This window comes from Caldicellulosiruptor hydrothermalis 108 (assembly GCF_000166355.1).
In the GTDB taxonomy this organism is placed as follows: domain Bacteria; phylum Bacillota; class Thermoanaerobacteria; order Caldicellulosiruptorales; family Caldicellulosiruptoraceae; genus Caldicellulosiruptor; species Caldicellulosiruptor hydrothermalis.
The window spans coordinates 607,025-627,299 of the sequence record NC_014652.1 but is presented as its reverse complement, the minus strand read 5'-3'; the positions used below and the strand labels follow the sequence as shown (position 1 = coordinate 627,299).

Genomic DNA, 20,275 nt, shown 5'->3' with positions numbered 1-20,275 from the left:
CTCATCCCAAACCAATTTGTAATATTAATCCTTCCCCTTTATAACTCCAAGCGGCTCCATTTTAGCAACAGGAGTAGCAAGCCTCGATGTAATTACTGAATTTATCACTAGTTCAATGTCTTTGTAACTCTGTGGACTTTCGTCTAAAAAGTCTTTGAGGTTTTTGGTGTTTATAAGAATCTCTCCATCCTGACCCTGTTTTAATGCCTTTGAAAACTCATCTATAGAGATTGTCTTTTTTGCCTTTGTGCGCGATAAAACCCTGCCTGCACCATGGTTTACTGTGTGATAGCTAATTATATTGTCCTGTATTCCTCTCATCAGGTATGAACTTGAACCCATACTGCCCGGCAAGATTACAGGATGTCCTGTATCAGCAAATTTAGGATTTGGAATCAAATAGTGGTTTGGTGGGAGTGCTCTTGTTGCTCCTTTTCTTATAACAAGCTTTTCTCTGTTTGCAAATCTTTCCATGTACGCAATGTTATGAGCAACGTCATACAAAACCCAAGCGTCAATTGAGTGTTTTTCTAAGACTGATATTATGAAATTGCTCATATAGTGTCTATTTATCTTTGCATATATAGCTGCTGACTGCATAGCTTTAATATAATCTTTTGCAACCTTGTTGTCAATTGGCAAAAAGGTAAGCTGCGGGTCGGGTGTTGTGATACCCTTGGATTTCATGACGTCTTTGAATTTCTTCTGATAATAATCGCCAATGACCGCTCCAAACCTTCGCGAACCAGAATGTATCATCACAACAAACTGCCCATCGAAAAGTCCCCATTTTTCTGCAATAATTTTATCTATGACATGAAGTTTTTGAAACTCTATAAAGTGGTTGCCTCCACCCAAGGTTGCAAACTGCTCTTTGCCAATCTCATAAGCCTCATCCGGTATTGTGTCAAGGTCAAACTCATGAATGAGAACCATCTTGTCTGAAATGTCCTTATCAATCTCTGTATTTTGCAGATACTCTTCATACTTTGCCTTGGAAAGTGCAATCTTTTTGTTCTTCTTACCAACACCTGTTGGAATCAAATCTTCTACCTCATCCATTATTCTCTTCAAAAGTGCTTTATCTATATCATCTGCAAACTTGTCTGTAAGTATCAATCTCATACCACAGCCTATGTCAACACCAACAATTGTTGGTGAAATCCACGCCTTTGACATGTCCCAGACAATTATTGTGCCAATTGAAGTACCTTTGCCTATGTGTGCATCTGGTGTGTAGCCCAAAAACTCTACATTTGGAATTTGGGATGCGTTTTTTGCCTGCTGGAGCACCCCTTCGTCAAGGTCCTTTAAAATCTCTTCTGTCATGAAGAATATCGCATAGTCGTTTGTATAAACACCGTCTCTTATCTTTTTCATAAAAAACCTTCACCACCGTATTTGCTTTTTAATCTTTATAAATAACTCATAATACATTAAAATATTATTAAATACTATGGTGGGGAAACCAATTTTTGAAAATGAAAGAGTTTGTTTTTTACTCCCTTGCTTTTTTGATAGGAAGTATTCCTTTTTCGTATATTATCACAAAGAAATTTTTTAATAAAGACATTACCCATTTTTATGATAATAATCCAGGTGCCACAAATGCATTCAGAGTGGCAGGAATAAAAGCAGGTATCCCATCTTTGATATTGGATATATCTAAAGGTTATTTTACCATATACATTGCGAATACAATTTTTTATTCCCAAAAATTACCGGTGTACGTATGTGCTTTCATGGTGGTATTAGGGCATGCTTACTCAATTTTTCTTAAATTAAAAGGGGGAAAATCAATCGCAAGCACGATGGGAATCCTGCTATTTCTGTACGGATTCTTGCCCGTGATATTCTTCTGTCTGGGCACTTTTTTTGGACTTTTGGTTTTCAGAAAAGACAACATAGGAACAGTCCTGGGAATATGGTCTGTAATACTTTTTGCAATGCTTTTTAATGCCAATGCAAATGACATAATATTTCTAAGTATGCTTTGCCTCTTCTTAACATATCGCCAATTGAGGACTCCATCTATTCCAATAGATATCATAAAGGAAATAAAAAATACGATAAAAAAAGCAAGCCATCCCTTTCTCGGGAAATAGCTTGCTTTAACTACAATCTCTTTCGCCAACTTTAACTTTTGATCTCTTGAATCACAGATAAATCAACTTTGTTCTGAGGAATACCTTGTTTTCTCTGCTCCCAAAGCTTATCTGCAACCCTGCCCCAAGCCTCTGAATATTCAATAAGTTTGTTTGCAAGTTCTTCAGCTGTCTCTGTCTCACCACCAATCTGAGTTGGACGTGCACCAGATTCTTCAACAATCTTTTTGAGCTTGAGTGGATTGTCTATCATAGGACATGGTCGCAGATGGTTCTCATTAAATGGAATATTCCTCCTGTATGCCATAAACAGTGGAGATTTTAAAGCATCCAAAAGCGAACATTCTTTTATATTGACGTTTGAAAAATGGATAAATGCGCAAGGTTCAACATCACCGTTTGCGTTGATATGAAGATATCTTCTTCCGCCTGCAATGCACCCACCAGCAGGTTCTCCATCGTTCCAGAAATCAAGCACAAATATCGGTTTTGACCATCTTATCTCTTCTATTCTCTTGTACATGTAAGCTCTTTGCTCTGGTGTTGCCATGTAAGAGATGTCTGCATCTTTTCCAACAGGAACGTAAGTAAAGTACCATCCAAACTTTGCTCCTTTTTCTATCAAGAAGTCTATATATTCATCAGAAGATACCTCTTCAACGTTATATCTGTGATATGTGGTTGAAAATCCAAACACAACGCCTGCTTCTTTGAGCTTTTCCATTGCAGTTACAACCTTCTTGAATACACCTTGGCCACGTCTTTCATCTGTTGACTTTTCAAATCCATCTATGCTAATTGCAAATGCCAAGTTGCCCACTTTTGCAACCTTGTCGATGAAATCATCGTCAATCAAAGTAGCATTTGTAAATGACAGGAATACTGTATCCTCATACTTTTCACAAAGCTTTAGAATATCGTCTTTTCTCAGAAGTGGCTCTCCACCTGAGAAGATTATAAAGTAAATTCCAAGCTCCTGAGCCTCTTTTACAACCCTGTCAAGTATTTCATAGTCAAGTTTTGCAGCTTTGTGATACTCTCCTGCCCAGCATCCTTTGCAGTGCAGGTTACAAGCAGCTGTCGGGTCAATCAAAATTGCATATGGAATATTTATGTCATATTTCTTGATAAGTTCAAGTTGTTTTGGAACACCAATAAAACCAGCATTCAGGAAGAAATTAATGAGAATTCTTTCTCTCACTCTTGGATTTGTCTCCTTAATAATCCTCATTGCATAGTGATGCCAAGAGCTGTTAGGGTCAAGCAGATACTTTTTAGCACTCTGTATATACCATTTGTCCCTATCACGTCTTACTATCTTTTCTGTAAGGTCTAAAATCTTGCCTATGTTCTCTTCAGGATTGTTTGCAAGATATCTTATTACCTGCTTTAACACAGCTTCACCTATTATCTTCTTTGGAAGTTCCATAACTCCCCACTCCTTTTTTCTTGCTTGACTACAATTATACATCTTCTGCCTCTAATGTGTCAATAGTTATATATGCATATGTGTATATAAATATGTTTATTTTTTTTCAAAAACGTGATATAATGATACTTGTCATAACTACTTCTTGAGCGAAGGGGAGCAAAAATGACAAGGCTGAATGAAATACTGTATGCTCTTTCAGACACAACAAGGCTCAGAATTTTAAATATATTGGCCCACCGCGAACAAAATGTAAGCAGTCTTGTTCAGTTGATTCAGGAAAGTCAGCCAAAAGTGTCTCGCCACCTTGCTTATCTTAAAAATGTTGGGCTTATAGAAGCCAGAAACCATGCGCAAAAAAGAATTTATTCAATAAAAGAGGATGTGTTTGAAAAATACCCATTTTTAAAAGCTCTCATTCAAGACCTTGCAAAGGTAGATATATTTGCGAATGATTTGAGACTTTTGTCCTCTCTTAGTTAAAAACTGTGTTGCAATAAACAACAAAGAGGCCTCCTTGCAAAAAATGTGTAAAGGAGGTCTTTTTTATTTTTCGTACATCTTGATTTTTTTATCCACAGAATCTATAATGTTAAACATAGGTTGTTGCAAATTATTTGCAAGTAGGTGGAAAAGATGAAGCATCAAGATGTAAAGTCAATTCTAAACTCGCACAATATAAAAGCCACGCGGCAGAGGGTTGAAATATACAAGGTTTTGCAAAACTCACAGCAGTGTTTATCTGCCGATGAGATACTGCAGCTACTGAAAACACAAAACCTTAATATTGACCTTGCAACGGTTTATAGAAACCTTGAACTTTTTGTTCAAAATGGTATAGCAGTAAAATCTACTATCAATAGAAAGCATTTTTTTGAGATAAAGAAAAGTAGCCATCACCACTATTTTGTATGTATAAAGTGCAATGCAAAAGCCGAAATTGTAGACTGTAAGATAAATCTAATTGAAGAGGAACTAAACAAAATGAACTTTAAAATTTTGGATCACAATTTGGAAGTGTATGGGATATGCGATAAATGTTGTGGGAGGGAGGAATAATGAAGAGGATAAAGCTACTATTTATAGTTCTGCTTGTTAGCACTATAGTTTTCTTGAGTGGATGCAAAAATGAAGCTTTAACTACCACCAAAGGCACAGTCTACACTACTATCTATCCTTTGTATTCTATTACAAAACTTATAGCAGGACAGAAACTGACAGTTGAAAAGCTTGTAAAGGACGGTGCAGAGATTCACTCATTTGAACCATCTTCACGTGACATTGCCAAGCTTACATCAGCAAAAGCGGTGATATATCTCGGGCTTGTTGATGAATGGGTTAAAAAACCTCTTGAGGGAACAAAGGTCAAAATCTTTAGAGCATCTGAAGGTATAGAGTTTATAGATAGTGACCCTCATATATGGACATCACCAAGGCTTTTAAAGAAAATAGCAAGAAACATTGAAAATGCCTTAATAAGCTTAGATCCAAAAAACAAAAGTTATTACCAAGAAAATGCTTCAAAGCTGATTGCAAGTCTTGATAAACTTGATAAGGAATTTTCTTCTGTTGTGAAAAGCTCAAAAAGAAAAGAATTTCTAATTGCCCATCCCTCTTTTGGATATTTAGCAAGAGACTACAGCCTCAAGCAATATTCAATTACAGGTGTGAATGAAGAAGAAGAGCCCTCGGCTCAAAAAATGAAAGAGATTGTTCAGCTTATAAAGGAAAAGAACATAAAGTACATTCTTGTTGACCCAAATGAAAATTTGCCTGCTGTTAAGACAATCGCAAAAGATACTGGCGTCAAAATTGTAAACATCTATGGAATGGGAATTGTAAACTCATCTCAAGCAAAAAATGAGACAATATTGAGCCTTATGGAAAAGAACTTAAAAGCATTTGAGATGGTTTTAAAATAAATGTTGTGGGAGAGAAAACCAGAATGATTGAACTTATAGATGTAAACTTTTATATTGACCAGAAAAGAATCCTAAAAGACATAAACCTCAAAATACAAAAAGGTGAGTTTGCTGCCATAGTCGGACCAAACGGTTCTGGTAAGACCACACTTTTGAATATAATCTCAGGGATTTACACCCCTACAAGTGGAAAAAGACTAATATTTGGCAAACAGCATCTTACCCCGCAGGATAGGCAGAAAATATCCTTTGTTCCTCAAAAGGTCACAAATTTTAACCAGAGCTTCCCTTTGAGCGTTTTTGAAACTGTACTTTTAGGACTGGTGCCAAAAAAAGGATTGCTTCAGAGATTTTCAAAGCAGGACTTTGAAAAAGCTGAAAGCATTTTAGAAAAGCTTCAAATAAAGCAGCTCAAAAACAGGCTGATAGGCCAGCTTTCTGGCGGACAGCAGCAAAGAGTATTTTTAGCCCGCGCGCTCATATCCGACCCACAAATACTTCTTCTAGATGAGCCAACTGTGGGGATAGACAGTCTCTCTGAGCAGCTTCTTTTTGAAATTCTTGGGGAGAAAAAGAAAGAAGGGACAACAATATTAATGGTAACACACGATGTGTATGCTGTAACTCAGCATGCTGATACCATAATCTGTATGGGGGATGGTATGATTTACACTGCTTGCAGCGCAAAAGACTTTTCCCCATCAAAGTTTGAAAGTGTGTACAAATATAAGATTAAGAAAATTGAACACAGACACTCTTATACTAAAAAAGAATAAAATAACAGGATGTGATATTATGCTTCAATATGAATTTATGCAAAGGGCTTTTTTAGCAGGTGTGCTGGTTAGCATTATGACCTCGCTTGCTGGAAACTTTCTTGTTTTAAAGAGATTTTCACAGATGGGAGACTCTCTTTCACACACAGCAATTGTTGGTGTTGCAGCAGCACTGCTTTTAAATTTTAGCCCAACCATTGGCGCAATTGTCTCAACAGTTGCATTTGCTTTGGCTATTGAGTATTTCAAATCAAGATTTAAAAGGTTTGAAGAAGTATCTCTTGCCCTTGTTTCAATCACTGCCCTGGGCCTTGCATCAGTTCTGTTTGGAATTTTAAAAAGTAGTAGCAACTTAATGAGCTTCCTTTTCGGAAGCATAGTCACAATTGGAAATGAAGATGTGTGGATCATCCTTGCAGTATGCCTTGTAACAGTCACTTTTATAGCCATGTTTAGAAAAAGACTTATTCTTGCTACATTTGATGAAGTTAGCGCAAAGGTTTCGGGAATAAACACAAAACTACTTGATTTTTTGCTGAGTATTGTTTCAGCAACAATAATTGCTGTTTCAATCAAGATTGTAGGTGGTCTTTTAATCTCAAGCCTGATTGTGTTTCCCACAGCAATCGCAATGAGGTTTTCAAAAAACTTCAAGATGCTTCAAGTAGTTTCACTTTCAGTGTCACTAATTGCTATAATAAGTGGTTTGACTTCTTCTTATTACATTGATATTCCCCCTGGTGGAGCAACAGTTTTGATATTTGTACTCATTTTCTTTATAGCTGAAATTATTAACATCGCAAGAAAAAGAAGTCTTGCTAAAACTTTTAAATAAGCCTTCTTTCCAAGAGCCTGTAAGAGATTGCCTCTTGCAGGTGTTCTGCTTTTATCTCTTCGCTTTCTTCCAAATCAGCAATTGTTCTTGCAACTTTTAAAATTTTGGTATATCCTCTAAGCGACAGTCCCAAGGTATTAAATGCCTTTTCAAGAAGCTGCTTTTCTTTCTTTGAAAGTTTGCAAAATTTGTTTACAAGAGATCCTTTCATTTGAGAATTATAAAATATGCCAAGCCCTTTGAACCTTTCAAGCTGAATTTGTCTTGCTCTTTCTACCTCTTTTCTCATAGCTGCTGAATCTTTGCAAATTGAGGAATTGAAGTTTTCAAGCTTTACAGACTTTACTTCAACCTGAACATCAATCCTGTCCAAAATAGGACCAGAAATCCTGCCCAGATACTGCTTTATTTGAGCGGGTGTGCATGTGCACTCCCTTTCATCTGACAAAAAATAGCCACATTTGCAAGGGTTCATGGCACAAACAAGCATAAACCTTGCAGGATATTCAATAGATGCGTTGACCCTTGAAATTGTCACATATCCATCTTCAAGGGGCTGGCGAAGAACCTCTATTGTCTTTTTATCAAATTCGGGAAACTCATCCAAAAACAGAACTCCATTGTGGGCAAGTGAAACCTCTCCTGGTTTTGGAACCTTACCTCCACCAATTATAGCAATCGAAGAAGAGGTGTGATGAGGACTTCTAAAAGGTCTTGCGGTGACAAGCGCCTGACCATCTTTCAAAAGTCCTGCACAACTGTAAATTTTTGTTACTTCCAGGCTTTCTTCAAAGGTCATTTGTGGCAGGATTGTGGGTATGCGCTGAGCAATCATGGTTTTGCCGCTTCCTGGTGGACCAATTAAAAGAAGGTTGTGCATTCCTGCCACTGCTACCTCAACTGCTCTTTTGACATATTCTTGACCTTTTACCTCTGAAAAATCAACGTCATATGTAAAAGTATCAAGAAGATTCATTTCATCTATTTCGACCTTATGAGGAGTGGCACTCTGAGGGTTATCCAAAATCTCCACAGCTTCTTTTAAAGTTTTCACAGGAAAAACATCAATTCCTCTCACAACGCCACATTCTGCCCTGTTCTCATAAGGAACAATAATCTTTTTGATACCATTTTCCAAAGCTGCGATTGTCATAAGTAAAGCCCCATCCACCCTTTTGACACTTCCATCAAGAGAAAGCTCTCCAATTATTGCAATCTCCTGGGGACTAATTTTAGGACTTATCTGCTCAGACGACTTTAGCACAGAAATAGCTACAGGCAGGTCAAAAGATGAGCCTTCCTTTCTGGTGCTTGCAGGTGCGAGATTTACAATTATTTTTCTGTTTGGAAAGTCAAAGCCACTGTTCTTTATTGCTACTCTTATTCTTTCTTTTGCCTCTTTAATAGTCACATCAGGAAGGCCAACTATATCAAAACTCGGAAGGCCATTTGACATGTCTGTTTCAACTGTAACAATATAGCCTTTTATGCCAAGGTAAGAAGATGTCAAAACTTTTGCAAGCATTTTTTATATAGCTTTTCCTTTCCCTTTTTTATTAAAACTTTATCACAGCTTAATTTCTTTTTCAATATAAACAAAAAAGCCCTTTTTCAAGGGCTTATGTTTTTGAAGATGGTGAGCCATCCGCGACTCGAACGCGGGACACCCAGCTTAAAAGGCTGGTGCTCTGCCTACTGAGCTAATGGCCCATATATTAAAAAACAAAAATGGCTGGGGTGGGTGGATTCGAACCACCGAAATGCAGGAGTCAAAGTCCTGTGCCTTACCGCTTGGCGACACCCCAACATAATTTAAATGGGGTGGATAATGGGACTCGAACCCATGACCTCCAGGGCCACAACCTGGCGCTCTAACCAACTGAGCTATATCCACCGCCTCTTTAACAAGCAAATCATATTATAAAGTCAACAGTCCAGTTAGTCAATAGCGATTATATGTTCGCAGTTATACAAAAATGAAAAACGGCTTTTTACAACATTCATGCATGTTTTATTAAATATCTATTGAAAATACTTCAATATCATCCCTCTTCTGAAAACCCATTTTTGACCAGAAACTTTTTCCTTTTTCATTATTTTTCATTACAAAAATATGACATTTATGTATTCCTTGGTTTTTAAGTTCTTCTAAAGCTTTCTCAACCAAACGTTTCCCTATGCCTTGTAATCTAAAATTTTCAGCAACCGCCAAATGATATATAAAGCCTCGCCGGCCATCATGTCCACACATAATGGTAGCTATTATTTTACCGTCAATTTCACACACAAAGCTCATTCCTTTATTCCTATTGAGGAATTTTTCTAAACCTTCTTTCGTATCACTTCTACCAATGCCAATACCTTCTGTGTTTTGCCACAAAGATATGACTTTTGACCAATCATCTGGATTCATTTCGCGAATTATCATTTATAATCACCTCACATATAACTTTTCAAATTTAAACAGTTAAACTTTTTATAAGCATTGTAGCAAAGGAACCCGCAGGAAGATAGAATTTTATCCTTAGCTTATAATACCCGCTGTAAAAATCATCTTCTTCAAAGTCGGACACTTCAAGCTTTTCTGGAAAGACTATGGCAGGTCTTAAAAACGATTTAAAATACCAGCTCCTGATCTTTTTGGTATCAAAATCAGAAGGTTTTACTCCTCTTTCATTTAAAATCTCTAAAATAGCGTTATTTACAATATCACTTACATATGGTATTTTTGATGAAATGGTTGGAATCTGAAGGTTTTTTAAGCTATTTAAAGACTTTGTTGAAAGTGTAGTGTAAATCAAGTAGTCCATAATTTTTCCTTTTACAGGTTTTAACAAATCAACATAATAAGGCAAAACTGCAATCAATGTCCTGTTCCAAATATAGCTCTGGTAAGCAGAAAGAAAAATGGACATCTCTTCTTTGGGAATAAGATTGAGCGCTTCGATTAAATAGTGTCTGCTCTTGCCATTTAAGAGAGTTTTTATAATATCCCTTTCTACCTTCGTTTTACAAAGAGGCAGTATCTTTTCAAAATCTCCCCAAAGCTCAGAGATTTTTTTCTTCCTCTCCTTTTCTTCTTTTTTATCTTCAGGATGAATGGTTGTAAAGTAAAGTTTGAGAGCACCGTTGTAATGTTTTTTAACAATCTTTTCGCCTATGAACTCATCTTCACTTTGACTGCTCCCAAACCGCTGGTCATCAAAGTAGTTGGGAAAGCCAAACTGCTGTACTTCATTCAATCTTCGTAAAATTCTTTCATCTTTATTTTTTAATTTCCTTATTGTTATTTCAAAAAAATTCCCCTCGAGAATCAAAGGGGATACAAAATCATCTGAATACCCTATGAACTGAGCCTTTACATTTTCTTTGTTAAAATTTATGGTATATTCTCTTGGTACAGAAATATACTGAAAAGTGAGTGCGTGTCTGTCTTTTCTGCCTGCACAGCCAATCTTTTCAAGTGGAATCTTGTTCTCCTTTGAAATGAACCTGAGAGCATCAACCGTGTTCCAGTGCCTTTTTGTTAAAAGATAAATTTTGTATTTGCCTGACGGTTTTATTTCAAGTCTGAGTTTTTCTCTCACAACAAAATCCTCTGGCAAAACCTTAATCTTCAAACTATTATCACCCTTTAAAATCCACAATTCTTCAAAACTCTTATTGACACCTTATTTTATTATGATATCATTATATATTGTTGTCAACAAACTATTTTGCTGAAAAAATCGGGTAACAATAAATATTATGAGGAGGTGGTAGAAGTGGATGTATTAAAGGGTGCTGTGGATTTTGTACAGAACAAGACAAAGGTTGAGATAAACCAAAGAGATATAGAAAAAATATTGTCGGCGCTGAACTCCACAAACCATTTTTGGGAAGTTATTTTCCTTTCACAAAAACCATTTGCTGTGGTAAGAGAAACAATCAACTATCTTATTTCAATAGATTTTGTTAAGACGGATGAATCGGGTAACTTGATATTAACAGAAAAAGGAAAAGAATTTATAAGCGCTAACAATATTCCTGTTGTAAAAAATTACACTTGTTCCTACTGTGAAGGAAGAGGAATAGTCTTTTCTGAAATCAAGGATGCTTATGAGAAGTTTAAAGAGATTGTCAAGACAAGACCTGATGCAATAGTTGAGTACGACCAGGGATATGTCACAGAAGAAACAGCATATTCACGAATTGCGCTGATGATTAAAAAAGGAGACTTGGTTGGAAAAAGGCTAATAGTATTTGGTGACGATGACCTTGTGTCAATCGCAGCAGCACTAACAAAACTTCCAAAAGAGGTCATAGTTTTAGAGATAGATAAGCGTCTTGTTGACTTTATAAATCAGGCTGCAAAAGAACACAATTTAAACCTCAAAGCTATTGAATATGACTTTAGAAACAAACTTCCTGATGATTTTGTAAAAAGCTTTGACACATTTACAATAGATCCACCTGAGACAATTGAGGCTTTAGACCTTTGCTTTACAAGAACAATCTCCAGCTTGAAAGGAGCAGGCTGTGCAGGCTACTTTGGTCTTACAAACATCGAAGCTTCACTTTCAAAATGGCATGAATTTCAAAAACTTCTTTTGAACAAGTTCAATGCGGTTATTACAGACATCATTGAGAATTTCAATCATTATGTAAACTGGAACTATCTCTTGCCATCGCTTGAGAGTAGCCTTACTTTTGTAAATGTTCAACCAAAGCTCAACTGGTACACATCAAGCATGTACAGGATTGAGCTTGTAAAAGATGTAGATATCAAAAATGAGTATATCAACTGTGAGCTTTATATAGACAAAGAGGCAATCCTTTATAAAGAAAATTAATCCTTGCTCTTTTTCTCTTTTTTATGTTAAAATATTTTGTGGCTTTTTTAAGCTTCTGTTGGGAAAAGGGAGGGAAATCAGAGATGGCAATGTGCGAAGTTTGCGGTAAAAAAGTTGCTTTTGGAAATAAGGTCAGCCATTCAAACAAGAAATCAAGAAGAACATGGAAGCCAAATGTAAAGAAAATAAAAGTTCTTCTGCAGAATGGTCAGAGAAAGAGAATATATGTGTGCACAAGCTGTATAAAGGCTGGCAAGGTTGTCCGTGCTTAAAAATAGAAAAGTTCAAGATAAGCAATCAAAGTTTATCTTGAACTTTTTTCTTTATTTATCATCACTTATTTTAAACAGCTTTTTTATTAACTTGCTCAAAAACCTTGGCATTTTAAACACCATGATTCTCATTTTACTTCCATCTCCCATCTTTCAAAAATAGATATATTCCTGCACCTATTAACAAGACTGCGATTATAAACGCTAAAAGCCATGGAGGCATCAGTAGCGATATCAGAATCCCTATACCAATGAGAAGCAGTGCAAGACCCAACCATTTTTTGTTTTTGTGCGAAAAATGCTTGCTCATACCATAAATATATTCTTTCAACAGCTGGTTTTATTCTATTATATTCATTTGAAAGTAGATGGGTGACAAAAAAGGGTGGAAACTTTTTTGTGTCCACCCTTTTGTATTTTTTATCAATCCTTTAAAAACTCAACCGTTTTATCAAGCACTAATCTTTCCCATTCATACTTGTTAAATGTATGGTCAGCACCTTCAATCTCAATAAGCTCAGCCCTATTCCCTAAAATCTGTTTATATTTTCTTCCAACCTCGATGGGTACAGCTTGATCATTTGTACCGTGCAAAATCAAAACCTTACCAGGATATCTTTTTATTTCTTCAAAGAAATCATACTTTTGCAAATCGTAATAAAAATCCTGAGAAAGTAAAAGTCCTCCCAAGTCTATATATCCCTTCTCTTTGATGGTTGGATTTGTCTCAACCACATTTTTTGCAATCTCTTTCATATTACCTGCAGGTGCCCACAGAACGACCTTGTAAAGTTTTTCTTTATACTCACCAGCAAGATAAGAGGATATTGCACCGCCAAGCGAAAGTCCAACTATTGAAATCTTCTGCTTGTCAACAAAATCAAGAGAAAATAGATACTCTAAAATACAGCGTGCATCGTCAATCTCACGCGTAACTGTCATGTCGTAAAACTCTCCGTCTGACTCGCCAGAGCCCGCAAAGTCAAACCTCACGCTTGCAATCCCATGTTGTTCTAAAAGGCGCGAGAGCTTTACAAAGATAAAATGCGGTTCCATTTTGTTTCCTGTAAACCCGTGAAATATAGCAACAGCAGGGATTTTCCCCTCGTATTCACCAGGAGTATGCAAGTAACCTCTTAGCACCTGACCTATTTTGTTTTTGATCTCAACATGCTTTTGCATTCAAAATCCCCCTTGGCTTTATATTGCTCTGCAGGTCTCCCCCTCAATAATTGAGTGTTCAACAATCAGTCTTTTGTACGTCTTGTAGGGCTCTTCAAGTTCTTTTATTAGCATCTCAGCTGCATAGTATCCTAAATAAAATACATTGGTATTGATGGTTGTCAACCTTGGTGAGGATAGCTTCGAAAAAATTGACTCATTAAACCCTATCACAGACACGTCATACCCTACTTTCAAATCAAGCTCCCTGCACGCTCTTATTGCTGCATATGCAACAACCTCGTCAATACAAACAATAGCCGTTGGCCTGTTGGATAATTGCAACATCTGCTTTGCCTTTTCATACGAGCTTTGCTCATCAAACTCAGTAAACATAATATATTGGTTCTCAACTGGAATTTTGTATTTGGCAAGAGCACTTTTGTAACCCGAAAGCCTATCTTGAGTCAGAACAAGATTTTCCATTCCACCCAGAAAACCTATTTGAGTATGTCCAAGTCGAATTAGATACTCTGTTGCATCAAACGCAGCTTTTTTGTTGTCGTTGTCAACCCAGTTTACATAGTCTTTATCCTTGTCAGGCGACCCTATCAGCACAAAAGGAAATTTTAGATTTCGCAAGTATTTTATTGCATAGTCGTTTATACGTGACGTCAGAAGTATAAACCCATCAACTTTCTTGCTTTTTATCAGCCTCTCTAAACTCTCCTTTTCCTTTTCTGGAGGCACAATCGAAAGTACTATTTCATATTCAGTAGCGTTTATATAGCTGCAGATACCAGACACAACCTGGTCAAAAAATGTAGAAGTCAATGTCTGCTCAAGCCTTCTTGGCATGAAAATGCCCACCGAATAAGCCTTTTTCATAACAAGACTTTTCGCACTTGCATTCGGAATATATCCAAGTTTTTCTATGGCTTCCATCACTCTTTTGGTTGTCTCGGGAGAAATCTTCGCTTTACCAGATAACACTCTTGACACTGTGGAAGGTGAAACACCTGCTTCCCTTGCTATGTCTTTAATTGTTACCATCTTACTCTCATCCCAACTCTTTTTTTTGCATTTCTTTTCTTAAAGCTTAATTTCAATAATACCAAATATTCAGAAAAATTGCAAATTATACTGAAAAGTTTGATTAGTTTCAACTCTCAAAAGATTTTATCTCAGGCAAAGTCATCTCAATCACAAAATGATTGTCACCGGTTGAATATGTCAGCAGATATGTACCCTCAGGATAATACAGCGCAAACTTGTTTTTGAGAATATTCATCACTTCTTCAATCTTCTCATAGTTTTTTATGACATCATTGTAATATATTCTTATATTCAGCATCCCTGATAGTTCAAATATCGAAAGCTGTATTACACTTTTAATTGGTAGCTGCCTTTCTGAACAACTGGTAAAAAGCTTTGCAATAAAACTCAGTGTCCCATGAAGTATAAATCTTTCTTTCAAACTATCGTCGTGGAAATTTACAACTATTTCAAAATTGTTCTTAAGTGAATAAATACAACCAGAAAGAATTGTTTGAAATAATGTCACCTCATACCATAGCGGAACAAATATGCGGTTTGAATACACGCTTGTTTCCAACATGTCTAAAAGTGACCTTGCAAGCCCTTCAATTTCCTTTTGCCTTTTTTCAGCTGCTATCTCATATATAAGTTGGACGTTTCTAATTATCATCTCCTTATAAGCAGAAATAAAGAAGTTTTCTTTTTCCCTCTCCTCTTCCAATAAATGAAGTTTACTTTGTATTGTTTGCAGAGAATTTTCAAACTGGATATCATCCTCAACCGAAAACTCAAAGTTTTTGTTCAATATCTTTAAAACATCCTCTATCTTCTTAACTCGTCCACCAAATTCATTTATAATCGGCAAAATCCCGAAAACATATCCTGCAGCCACAATCAAGCTCAAACTTGTACAAATCAAAATCCATGATACTATGCTGTATGTATGAGTTTGAAGCTGAATATACAAAACAAGCCCAAAAAATAACAAAAGCTCAGTAAATGTGATTATCCCATATACCTTGCCAAACTTTTCTCTCATAAACTTCTCACCAACTGCTAATCCCTTTCTTGTATTCTTTTAAATATATACCCATATTTTTGAGGCATATGCACAAAAAGTTTAGCTTTTCTTTGCCAAAATACCTGTATGTTAATTCAATTTTAATATTATTCAAACGGTATTAGCAACTACTTTTTGATTGTAAAATTTCACAAAAATCTAAACACAACTTTTATACTCTTTTCACGACCCTTTGATGACGCAACTTCAATGGCTTTCTGATAATCCTCGAGTTTAAAATAATGGGTAATAAGCTTCTCATACGGAATTCCGTGCTGCTGAATAAGGCTCAGTGCAAGCTGATACGTGGACATTCTGTATTCATTTACGTTTTCTGTGCTGTAACAGTAAGCTCCTTTGACATTCAGTTCTTTAAACCAAATCGGAGTCAAATCTAAATCCTTCACAGTTGATGCAAGCCCTACAAGAATATAGCTTCCTCGCTGTTTTGTAAGCCACATGCCATCCCTAATGGTCTTTTTCGACCCTACACAGTCAAAGACCTTGTCAAATCCGCCAAGCAAGACCTTATCACCAATCATTGGCTGAAATACTTTTGCATAAGCTACTTTTGCAAGCTCATCCAAATACCCTTCCTTTGGCTTTACCACTCTGTTTGCACCAAACTCTATTGCCAAATCTGCCTGAAAGTCATATTTTGCAATGGCTGTGATATCTGCTGAGCTTCCAAGCTTTCTCAAGCTCCAAATAACCAAAAGACCAATTATCCCAGCTCCATAAACCAAAACCTTTTCGCTATCTTTTGGAAAATTTCTCATAACAGGATGAAGAGCTGATGCTAATGGGTCGACCAGTATCGCCTCTTGGTCCTTGACAGTAGCAGGTACCTTTATAACCTGCGACTTGTGCGCAACAAAATATTCGCCCCACGACCCACCTGTTGTGCTGCACGCTCCCATAATTGTGCCAGGTGAAAGCTTTCCTTCTGTTATATTAAGACAGGTTGAAAATTCCTCTTCCTGACAGGACGGGCATCTTGGAAGTTCTCGTGCGTCACAATCAAGCACCGGGTCAACAATGACTCTGTCACCTATTTCAAACTCGGAAACAGCTTTGCCTTTTTCAACTATCACTCCAAGATTCTCGTGCCCTATGACGAAAGGAAATGAAGCAAAAGGTGAGGTTGAGGGTGAGTCGTGCAAAAATATGAGATTTAAGTCAGAACCGCAAATCCCTGCATATGTGGTTTTTATTTTCACATAGTTTTCTGAAGGAAGCTCGGGTTCAGGAATGTCTTTCAGTAGAATACACGAAAATCTATTGTAAAAAAACTTCTTGGAAATTTTACCAAGCAAAAGAGTTCTTATGTACTTTGCAACATTTGCATCAAACACAACTGCTTTCATTCTTCATATCTCCTTTCATTTGTTAAGAATTTGTTTAAAAACTTTAAGAGGCTGCACCCTTTTGCGGCAGCCCCTTTGTTGGATGAATAGCCTATATATTTAAATTATACCGTATTTCTTGCCCAAGTGTTCAAGAACATCTAATGTTCTGTCAAGATGCTCTTTTGTATGCCCAGCTGTGACCGACATCCTAATTCGCGAAAGTCTTCTTGGCACAGCCGGATAAAACACAGGATTTACATATATCCCTGCTTCATGAAGCTCTCTGCACATCTCTTTTACCTTGTAATCATCTCCTATAATTATTGGGAAAATAGCAGTTTGCTGGTTGCCAAGGTTAAATCCAAGCTTCAATAGGTTTTCCCTAAAATACCTGATGTTGTCCCAAAGTCTTTGTCGTAGCTCTGGTTCCTCTTCAATTACATTTAATGCTTCAATTAAAGAAGCAGTTGCCTGCGGCGTTGGTGCTGTTGAGAACATGTATGCTCTTGAATAAAAGTGCAGGTAGTTTACAAGCTCTTTATTGGTTGCGATAAATCCACCGACAGCGCCAAGTGCTTTAGATAAAGTTCCTGCAACTATATCAACCTTGCCTTCCACGTTGCAATGTTCAGGTGTTCCTCTTCCGTTTTTACCAATCACACCTGTTGCATGGGCTTCATCAACCATGACAAACGCACCATAAGCATGTGCTATCTCAATAATCTGGTCAAGCGGCGCAATGTCACCGTCCATGGAATATACACCATCAACAATGACAAGTTTTGTGTTGTACTTGTCCTTAACCTTCTTCAGAACCTTTTCAAGAGAATCCATATTGTTGTGTCTGAAAAACTCTACATTTGTGTTTCTACACCCATCAATTATGCTTGCGTGCACATACATGTCAAGTATAGCAACGTCCTTTTCGTGCAGAATGGCTGAAATTGTCCCCAGATTTGAGCCATAACCGCTTGTGTAAATTAGAGCATCTTCACAGCCTTTGAACTTTGCAAGCTTCTTTTCAAGCTCCACATGAATATCAAGTGTTCCACCAAGAAGTGGCACAGACCCAGCACCCGTCCCGTACTTTTTGACAGCTTCAATTCCTGCTTTAATTGTTCTTGGATGTTTTGTAAGATTGAGGTAGTCGTTTGATGCAAGGTTTATCATCTCTTTAATCTGTCCTGTGTAGTGATCAATAATCTTCATGGTTGGACCTGACCCTGTGATTGAAACTCTTCTGTATTGATAATGTCTTCTTCTGACATAATCTTCCTTGTACTCCCAGAACTCTTTTGCAAGCTCCATAATATTTTTATCTTCGCTCTTCATAAAATCAGCAAGCGAAAATTTTGTGGTATCAATCATCTTTTTTCAACCTCCTTCTGAACACATTTTTGTGCACATGCATAACCTAAAAAAAGAATTATTTAAAAATTGGATTTCCACTACTGTCTATGTCAAGATGAAGAGCTGCAAAGTCTTTTCCAAGCCCCGGCATTGCAATTATATCACCGCACATGACAACTACAAACCCAGCTCCATTTTTTATTTCTATATCTGTGACATTTAAGACAAAATCTTTTGGCCTTCCAAGTAATTTTGGGTCATCAGAAAGCGAATACTGAGTTTTTGACATACAAATTGGAAAATGTTCAATCTTGAGATTTTTTATAAGCTCAAGTTTTGACACCGCCGCCTTAGAAAACTTTACATCTTTTGCATCATAGATGATGGTTGCAACCTTTTTGATTTTCTCTTCAACAGGATCACTGTCCTCATAAACAAAGTTTATTTTCTTTCTTTTATTGCTCATCTCTATAACCTTTTCAGCAAGATCAAGCACACCTTCTGACCCGTGAGCATATGCATTTGATACTGAAAATTCCACACCCTTTTGCTCGCAAAAAGACCTGATAAGTTCAATCTCTTCCTCTGTATCATCCGGAAACTTATTTAAAGCCACCACTGTCTCAAGTCCCATAATTTTAAGATTTTCAATGTGCTTTTCTAAATTCTCAAGCCCTCGTTGAATAGAATTTACATCACTCTGTAGCCCACCATTTTCTTCAATTCTCGCATGATGTTTTAAAGCCTTTGTTGTCACAACCAGAACAGCAGCGTGTGGATATATTCCAGATTTTCTTGCAACAATATTTATAAACTTCTCTGCTCCTAAATCCGACCCAAAACCTGCTTCAACAACAACATAATCAGCAAGTTTTTGAGCAATCTTTGTGGCAACAATGCTGTTTGTACCGTGCGCAATGTTTGCAAACGGTCCACCATGGACAATTGCTGCGGTATTTTCAGAGGTCTGAACAAGGTTTGGTTTTAGCGCATCTTTTAACAAAAGAGCCATGCTCCCATGGACGTTCAAATCCTTGGCATACAGAGGTTTTTTGTCATAAGTAAAGCCTATCAAGATATTCCCGAGTTTTTCTTTGAGCTCATCATAGCTCATCGAAAGGCACAAAACTGCCATAACTTCAGAAGCAACAGAGATAACAAAACCATCTTCTCTTATAGCACCTTTTTGGTCATTTGAAAACCCAACTATGATATGCCGAAGGCTTCTATCATTCATATCCATTGCTCTTTTTATGGTTATAGACTTTGGATTTATTCCAAGGCTATTCCCATGATAAATATGATTATCAATGGCAGCACAAAGAAGATTGTTTGCAGAGGTCACAGCATGAATATCTCCTGTAAAGTGAAGGTTTATATCAATTGAGGGCAAAATCTGACACGCACCGCCACCTGTTGCCCCACCTTTCAAACCTAAAAACGGTCCTAAGGAAGGTTCTCTCAAAGTAACAATAGATTTAAATCCCATCCTGTTTATTGCCATCGAAAGGCCAATTGCAGTTGTTGTTTTTCCCTCTCCAAAAGGTGTTGGATTAATAGATGTCACTAAAATAACCTTACCGTCTTCTACTTCTGCTTTTTTCTTGAGGACATCCAAACTTATTTTTGCCTTGTACTTTCCATAAAGCTCAATTTCATCCTCATCAAGCCCTATTTTCTCTGCAATCTTGGATATAGGCTCAAGGGTGGTCTCCTGCACTTTTGATATGCTTTTCATAGGTAGATTTCACCTAACCTTTTGATATGTTTTGTTTAAAAATCTTTCGCGATTTACAATAAACCTTTCGTGAACTCCTTCTCCAATCTTCTCAAAGCTGTCATACGCCTCTACTTTAAATGTGAGTTTTCTGTCTTCAATGGCAATTAGCTGGGCAACTGCTTTTACTTTCATTCCCTTTGGAGTGGGCGCTAAATGCAAAATATCTACTTTGCTTCCAACTGTGGTATAACCTTCTTCTAAGTAGTTCTCAACACAAAGAAGTGCTGCCTTTTCCATCAGCGCTATCATTGAAGGAGTTGCAAAGACATCCAAAAGTCCGCTTTGAAAATGAGAAGCAAGCATGTTATCGCTTACTACTTCCTCAATCTCAAATTTAAGTCCAACTTGAAGTTCCGGCTTTTTCAA

At 37.0% G+C, this 20,275-nt stretch carries 21 protein-coding genes and 3 tRNA genes; 8 read left to right on the top strand and 16 right to left on the bottom strand.

Going from position 1 to position 20,275, the window contains the following annotated elements; all coding sequences use genetic code 11:
* Positions 1 to 24 precede the first annotated feature (24 nt).
* Entirely contained in the window at positions 25 to 1,380 is a 1,356-nt protein-coding gene (locus CALHY_RS02925; protein WP_013402521.1) for an RtcB family protein, read from the bottom strand.
* A gap of 101 nt (positions 1,381 to 1,481) precedes the next feature.
* On the opposite strand from CALHY_RS02925, the gene CALHY_RS02920 reads away from it, so the two are divergent.
* Positions 1,482 to 2,105, top strand: a complete 624-nt coding sequence (locus CALHY_RS02920) for a glycerol-3-phosphate acyltransferase (RefSeq protein WP_238524596.1) — start codon at positions 1,482 to 1,484, stop codon at positions 2,103 to 2,105.
* A gap of 31 nt (positions 2,106 to 2,136) precedes the next feature.
* Here the strand turns inward: CALHY_RS02920 and CALHY_RS02915 are convergent, their stop codons facing one another.
* Positions 2,137 to 3,534: a radical SAM protein gene (locus tag CALHY_RS02915; RefSeq protein WP_013402519.1), complete on the bottom strand. Its 1,398-nt coding sequence runs from the start codon at positions 3,532 to 3,534 to the stop codon at positions 2,137 to 2,139.
* Between the two features lie 165 nt (positions 3,535 to 3,699).
* Here CALHY_RS02915 and CALHY_RS02910 point away from each other — a divergent pair, with 165 nt between their 5' ends.
* The 5 genes from CALHY_RS02910 to CALHY_RS02890 all read left to right on the top strand — a co-directional run bounded on the left by CALHY_RS02910 (position 3,700) and on the right by CALHY_RS02890 (position 7,067).
* Positions 3,700 to 4,017 (top strand): ArsR/SmtB family transcription factor, encoded by a 318-nt coding sequence (locus tag CALHY_RS02910; RefSeq protein ID WP_013402518.1) that lies wholly within the window; start codon positions 3,700 to 3,702, stop codon positions 4,015 to 4,017.
* A 153-nt stretch (positions 4,018 to 4,170) separates the two neighbouring features.
* Positions 4,171 to 4,593 (top strand): Fur family transcriptional regulator, encoded by a 423-nt coding sequence (locus CALHY_RS02905; protein ID WP_013402517.1) that lies wholly within the window; start codon positions 4,171 to 4,173, stop codon positions 4,591 to 4,593.
* Complete coding sequence (locus CALHY_RS02900; RefSeq protein WP_013402516.1) at positions 4,593 to 5,456, top strand: metal ABC transporter substrate-binding protein; 864 nt, start codon at positions 4,593 to 4,595, stop codon at positions 5,454 to 5,456. Before CALHY_RS02905 ends, CALHY_RS02900 begins: the two co-directional genes overlap by 1 nt.
* Before the next feature lie 23 nt (positions 5,457 to 5,479).
* Positions 5,480 to 6,232: a metal ABC transporter ATP-binding protein gene (locus CALHY_RS02895; RefSeq protein ID WP_013402515.1), complete on the top strand. Its 753-nt coding sequence runs from the start codon at positions 5,480 to 5,482 to the stop codon at positions 6,230 to 6,232.
* Positions 6,233 to 6,251: 19 nt separating this feature from the next.
* Positions 6,252 to 7,067 carry a metal ABC transporter permease gene (locus CALHY_RS02890; RefSeq protein ID WP_013402514.1) on the top strand — a complete coding sequence of 272 codons (816 nt, stop codon included), beginning with the start codon at positions 6,252 to 6,254 and terminating at the stop codon, positions 7,065 to 7,067.
* Here the strand turns inward: CALHY_RS02890 and CALHY_RS02885 are convergent.
* From CALHY_RS02885 to truD, 6 genes are all read right to left on the bottom strand, one after another.
* Positions 7,060 to 8,592 (bottom strand): YifB family Mg chelatase-like AAA ATPase, encoded by a 1,533-nt coding sequence (locus CALHY_RS02885; protein WP_013402513.1) that lies wholly within the window; start codon positions 8,590 to 8,592, stop codon positions 7,060 to 7,062. The two genes, CALHY_RS02890 and CALHY_RS02885, sit on opposite strands and share 8 nt — an antisense overlap.
* Before the next feature lie 109 nt (positions 8,593 to 8,701).
* Positions 8,702 to 8,777, bottom strand: a tRNA-Lys gene (locus CALHY_RS02880).
* A gap of 19 nt (positions 8,778 to 8,796) precedes the next feature.
* A tRNA-Gln gene (locus tag CALHY_RS02875) sits at positions 8,797 to 8,872 on the bottom strand.
* A gap of 12 nt (positions 8,873 to 8,884) precedes the next feature.
* A tRNA-His gene (locus CALHY_RS02870) sits at positions 8,885 to 8,961 on the bottom strand.
* Between the two features lie 120 nt (positions 8,962 to 9,081).
* Positions 9,082 to 9,495, bottom strand: coding sequence for a GNAT family N-acetyltransferase (locus CALHY_RS02865; RefSeq protein ID WP_013402512.1), 414 nt, complete (start codon positions 9,493 to 9,495; stop codon positions 9,082 to 9,084).
* 31 nt (positions 9,496 to 9,526) lie between these two features.
* Entirely contained in the window at positions 9,527 to 10,687 is a 1,161-nt protein-coding gene (truD, locus tag CALHY_RS02860) for a tRNA pseudouridine(13) synthase TruD (RefSeq protein ID WP_041723100.1), read from the bottom strand.
* Between the two features lie 144 nt (positions 10,688 to 10,831).
* On the opposite strand from truD, the gene CALHY_RS02855 reads away from it, so the two are divergent.
* A complete protein-coding gene (locus CALHY_RS02855; RefSeq protein WP_013402510.1) occupies positions 10,832 to 11,899 on the top strand; it encodes a bis-aminopropyl spermidine synthase family protein in 1,068 nt (355 codons plus the stop codon).
* 83 nt (positions 11,900 to 11,982) lie between these two features.
* Positions 11,983 to 12,171, top strand: coding sequence for a 50S ribosomal protein L28 (gene rpmB / locus CALHY_RS02850; protein ID WP_013291240.1), 189 nt, complete (start codon positions 11,983 to 11,985; stop codon positions 12,169 to 12,171).
* A gap of 133 nt (positions 12,172 to 12,304) precedes the next feature.
* Here rpmB and CALHY_RS02845 read toward each other — a convergent pair whose 3' ends face one another.
* From CALHY_RS02845 to CALHY_RS02810, 8 genes are all read right to left on the bottom strand, one after another.
* Positions 12,305 to 12,502, bottom strand: coding sequence for a hypothetical protein (locus CALHY_RS02845; protein WP_148217799.1), 198 nt, complete (start codon positions 12,500 to 12,502; stop codon positions 12,305 to 12,307).
* A 92-nt stretch (positions 12,503 to 12,594) separates the two neighbouring features.
* Positions 12,595 to 13,353 (bottom strand): alpha/beta hydrolase, encoded by a 759-nt coding sequence (locus CALHY_RS02840; protein WP_013402509.1) that lies wholly within the window; start codon positions 13,351 to 13,353, stop codon positions 12,595 to 12,597.
* A gap of 18 nt (positions 13,354 to 13,371) precedes the next feature.
* Positions 13,372 to 14,385, bottom strand: coding sequence for a LacI family DNA-binding transcriptional regulator (locus CALHY_RS02835; protein ID WP_013402508.1), 1,014 nt, complete (start codon positions 14,383 to 14,385; stop codon positions 13,372 to 13,374).
* Positions 14,386 to 14,494: 109 nt separating this feature from the next.
* A complete protein-coding gene (locus CALHY_RS02830) occupies positions 14,495 to 15,409 on the bottom strand; it encodes a hypothetical protein (protein WP_013402507.1) in 915 nt (304 codons plus the stop codon).
* A 170-nt stretch (positions 15,410 to 15,579) separates the two neighbouring features.
* Positions 15,580 to 16,797 carry a zinc-dependent alcohol dehydrogenase gene (locus tag CALHY_RS02825; protein WP_013402506.1) on the bottom strand — a complete coding sequence of 406 codons (1,218 nt, stop codon included), beginning with the start codon at positions 16,795 to 16,797 and terminating at the stop codon, positions 15,580 to 15,582.
* Positions 16,798 to 16,896: 99 nt separating this feature from the next.
* Positions 16,897 to 18,147, bottom strand: coding sequence for an aminotransferase class I/II-fold pyridoxal phosphate-dependent enzyme (locus CALHY_RS02820; protein WP_013402505.1), 1,251 nt, complete (start codon positions 18,145 to 18,147; stop codon positions 16,897 to 16,899).
* A gap of 58 nt (positions 18,148 to 18,205) precedes the next feature.
* A complete protein-coding gene (locus tag CALHY_RS02815) occupies positions 18,206 to 19,867 on the bottom strand; it encodes a formate--tetrahydrofolate ligase (RefSeq protein ID WP_013402504.1) in 1,662 nt (553 codons plus the stop codon).
* A 9-nt stretch (positions 19,868 to 19,876) separates the two neighbouring features.
* Positions 19,877 to 20,275 (bottom strand): thioesterase family protein, encoded by a 399-nt coding sequence (locus tag CALHY_RS02810; RefSeq protein WP_013402503.1) that lies wholly within the window; start codon positions 20,273 to 20,275, stop codon positions 19,877 to 19,879.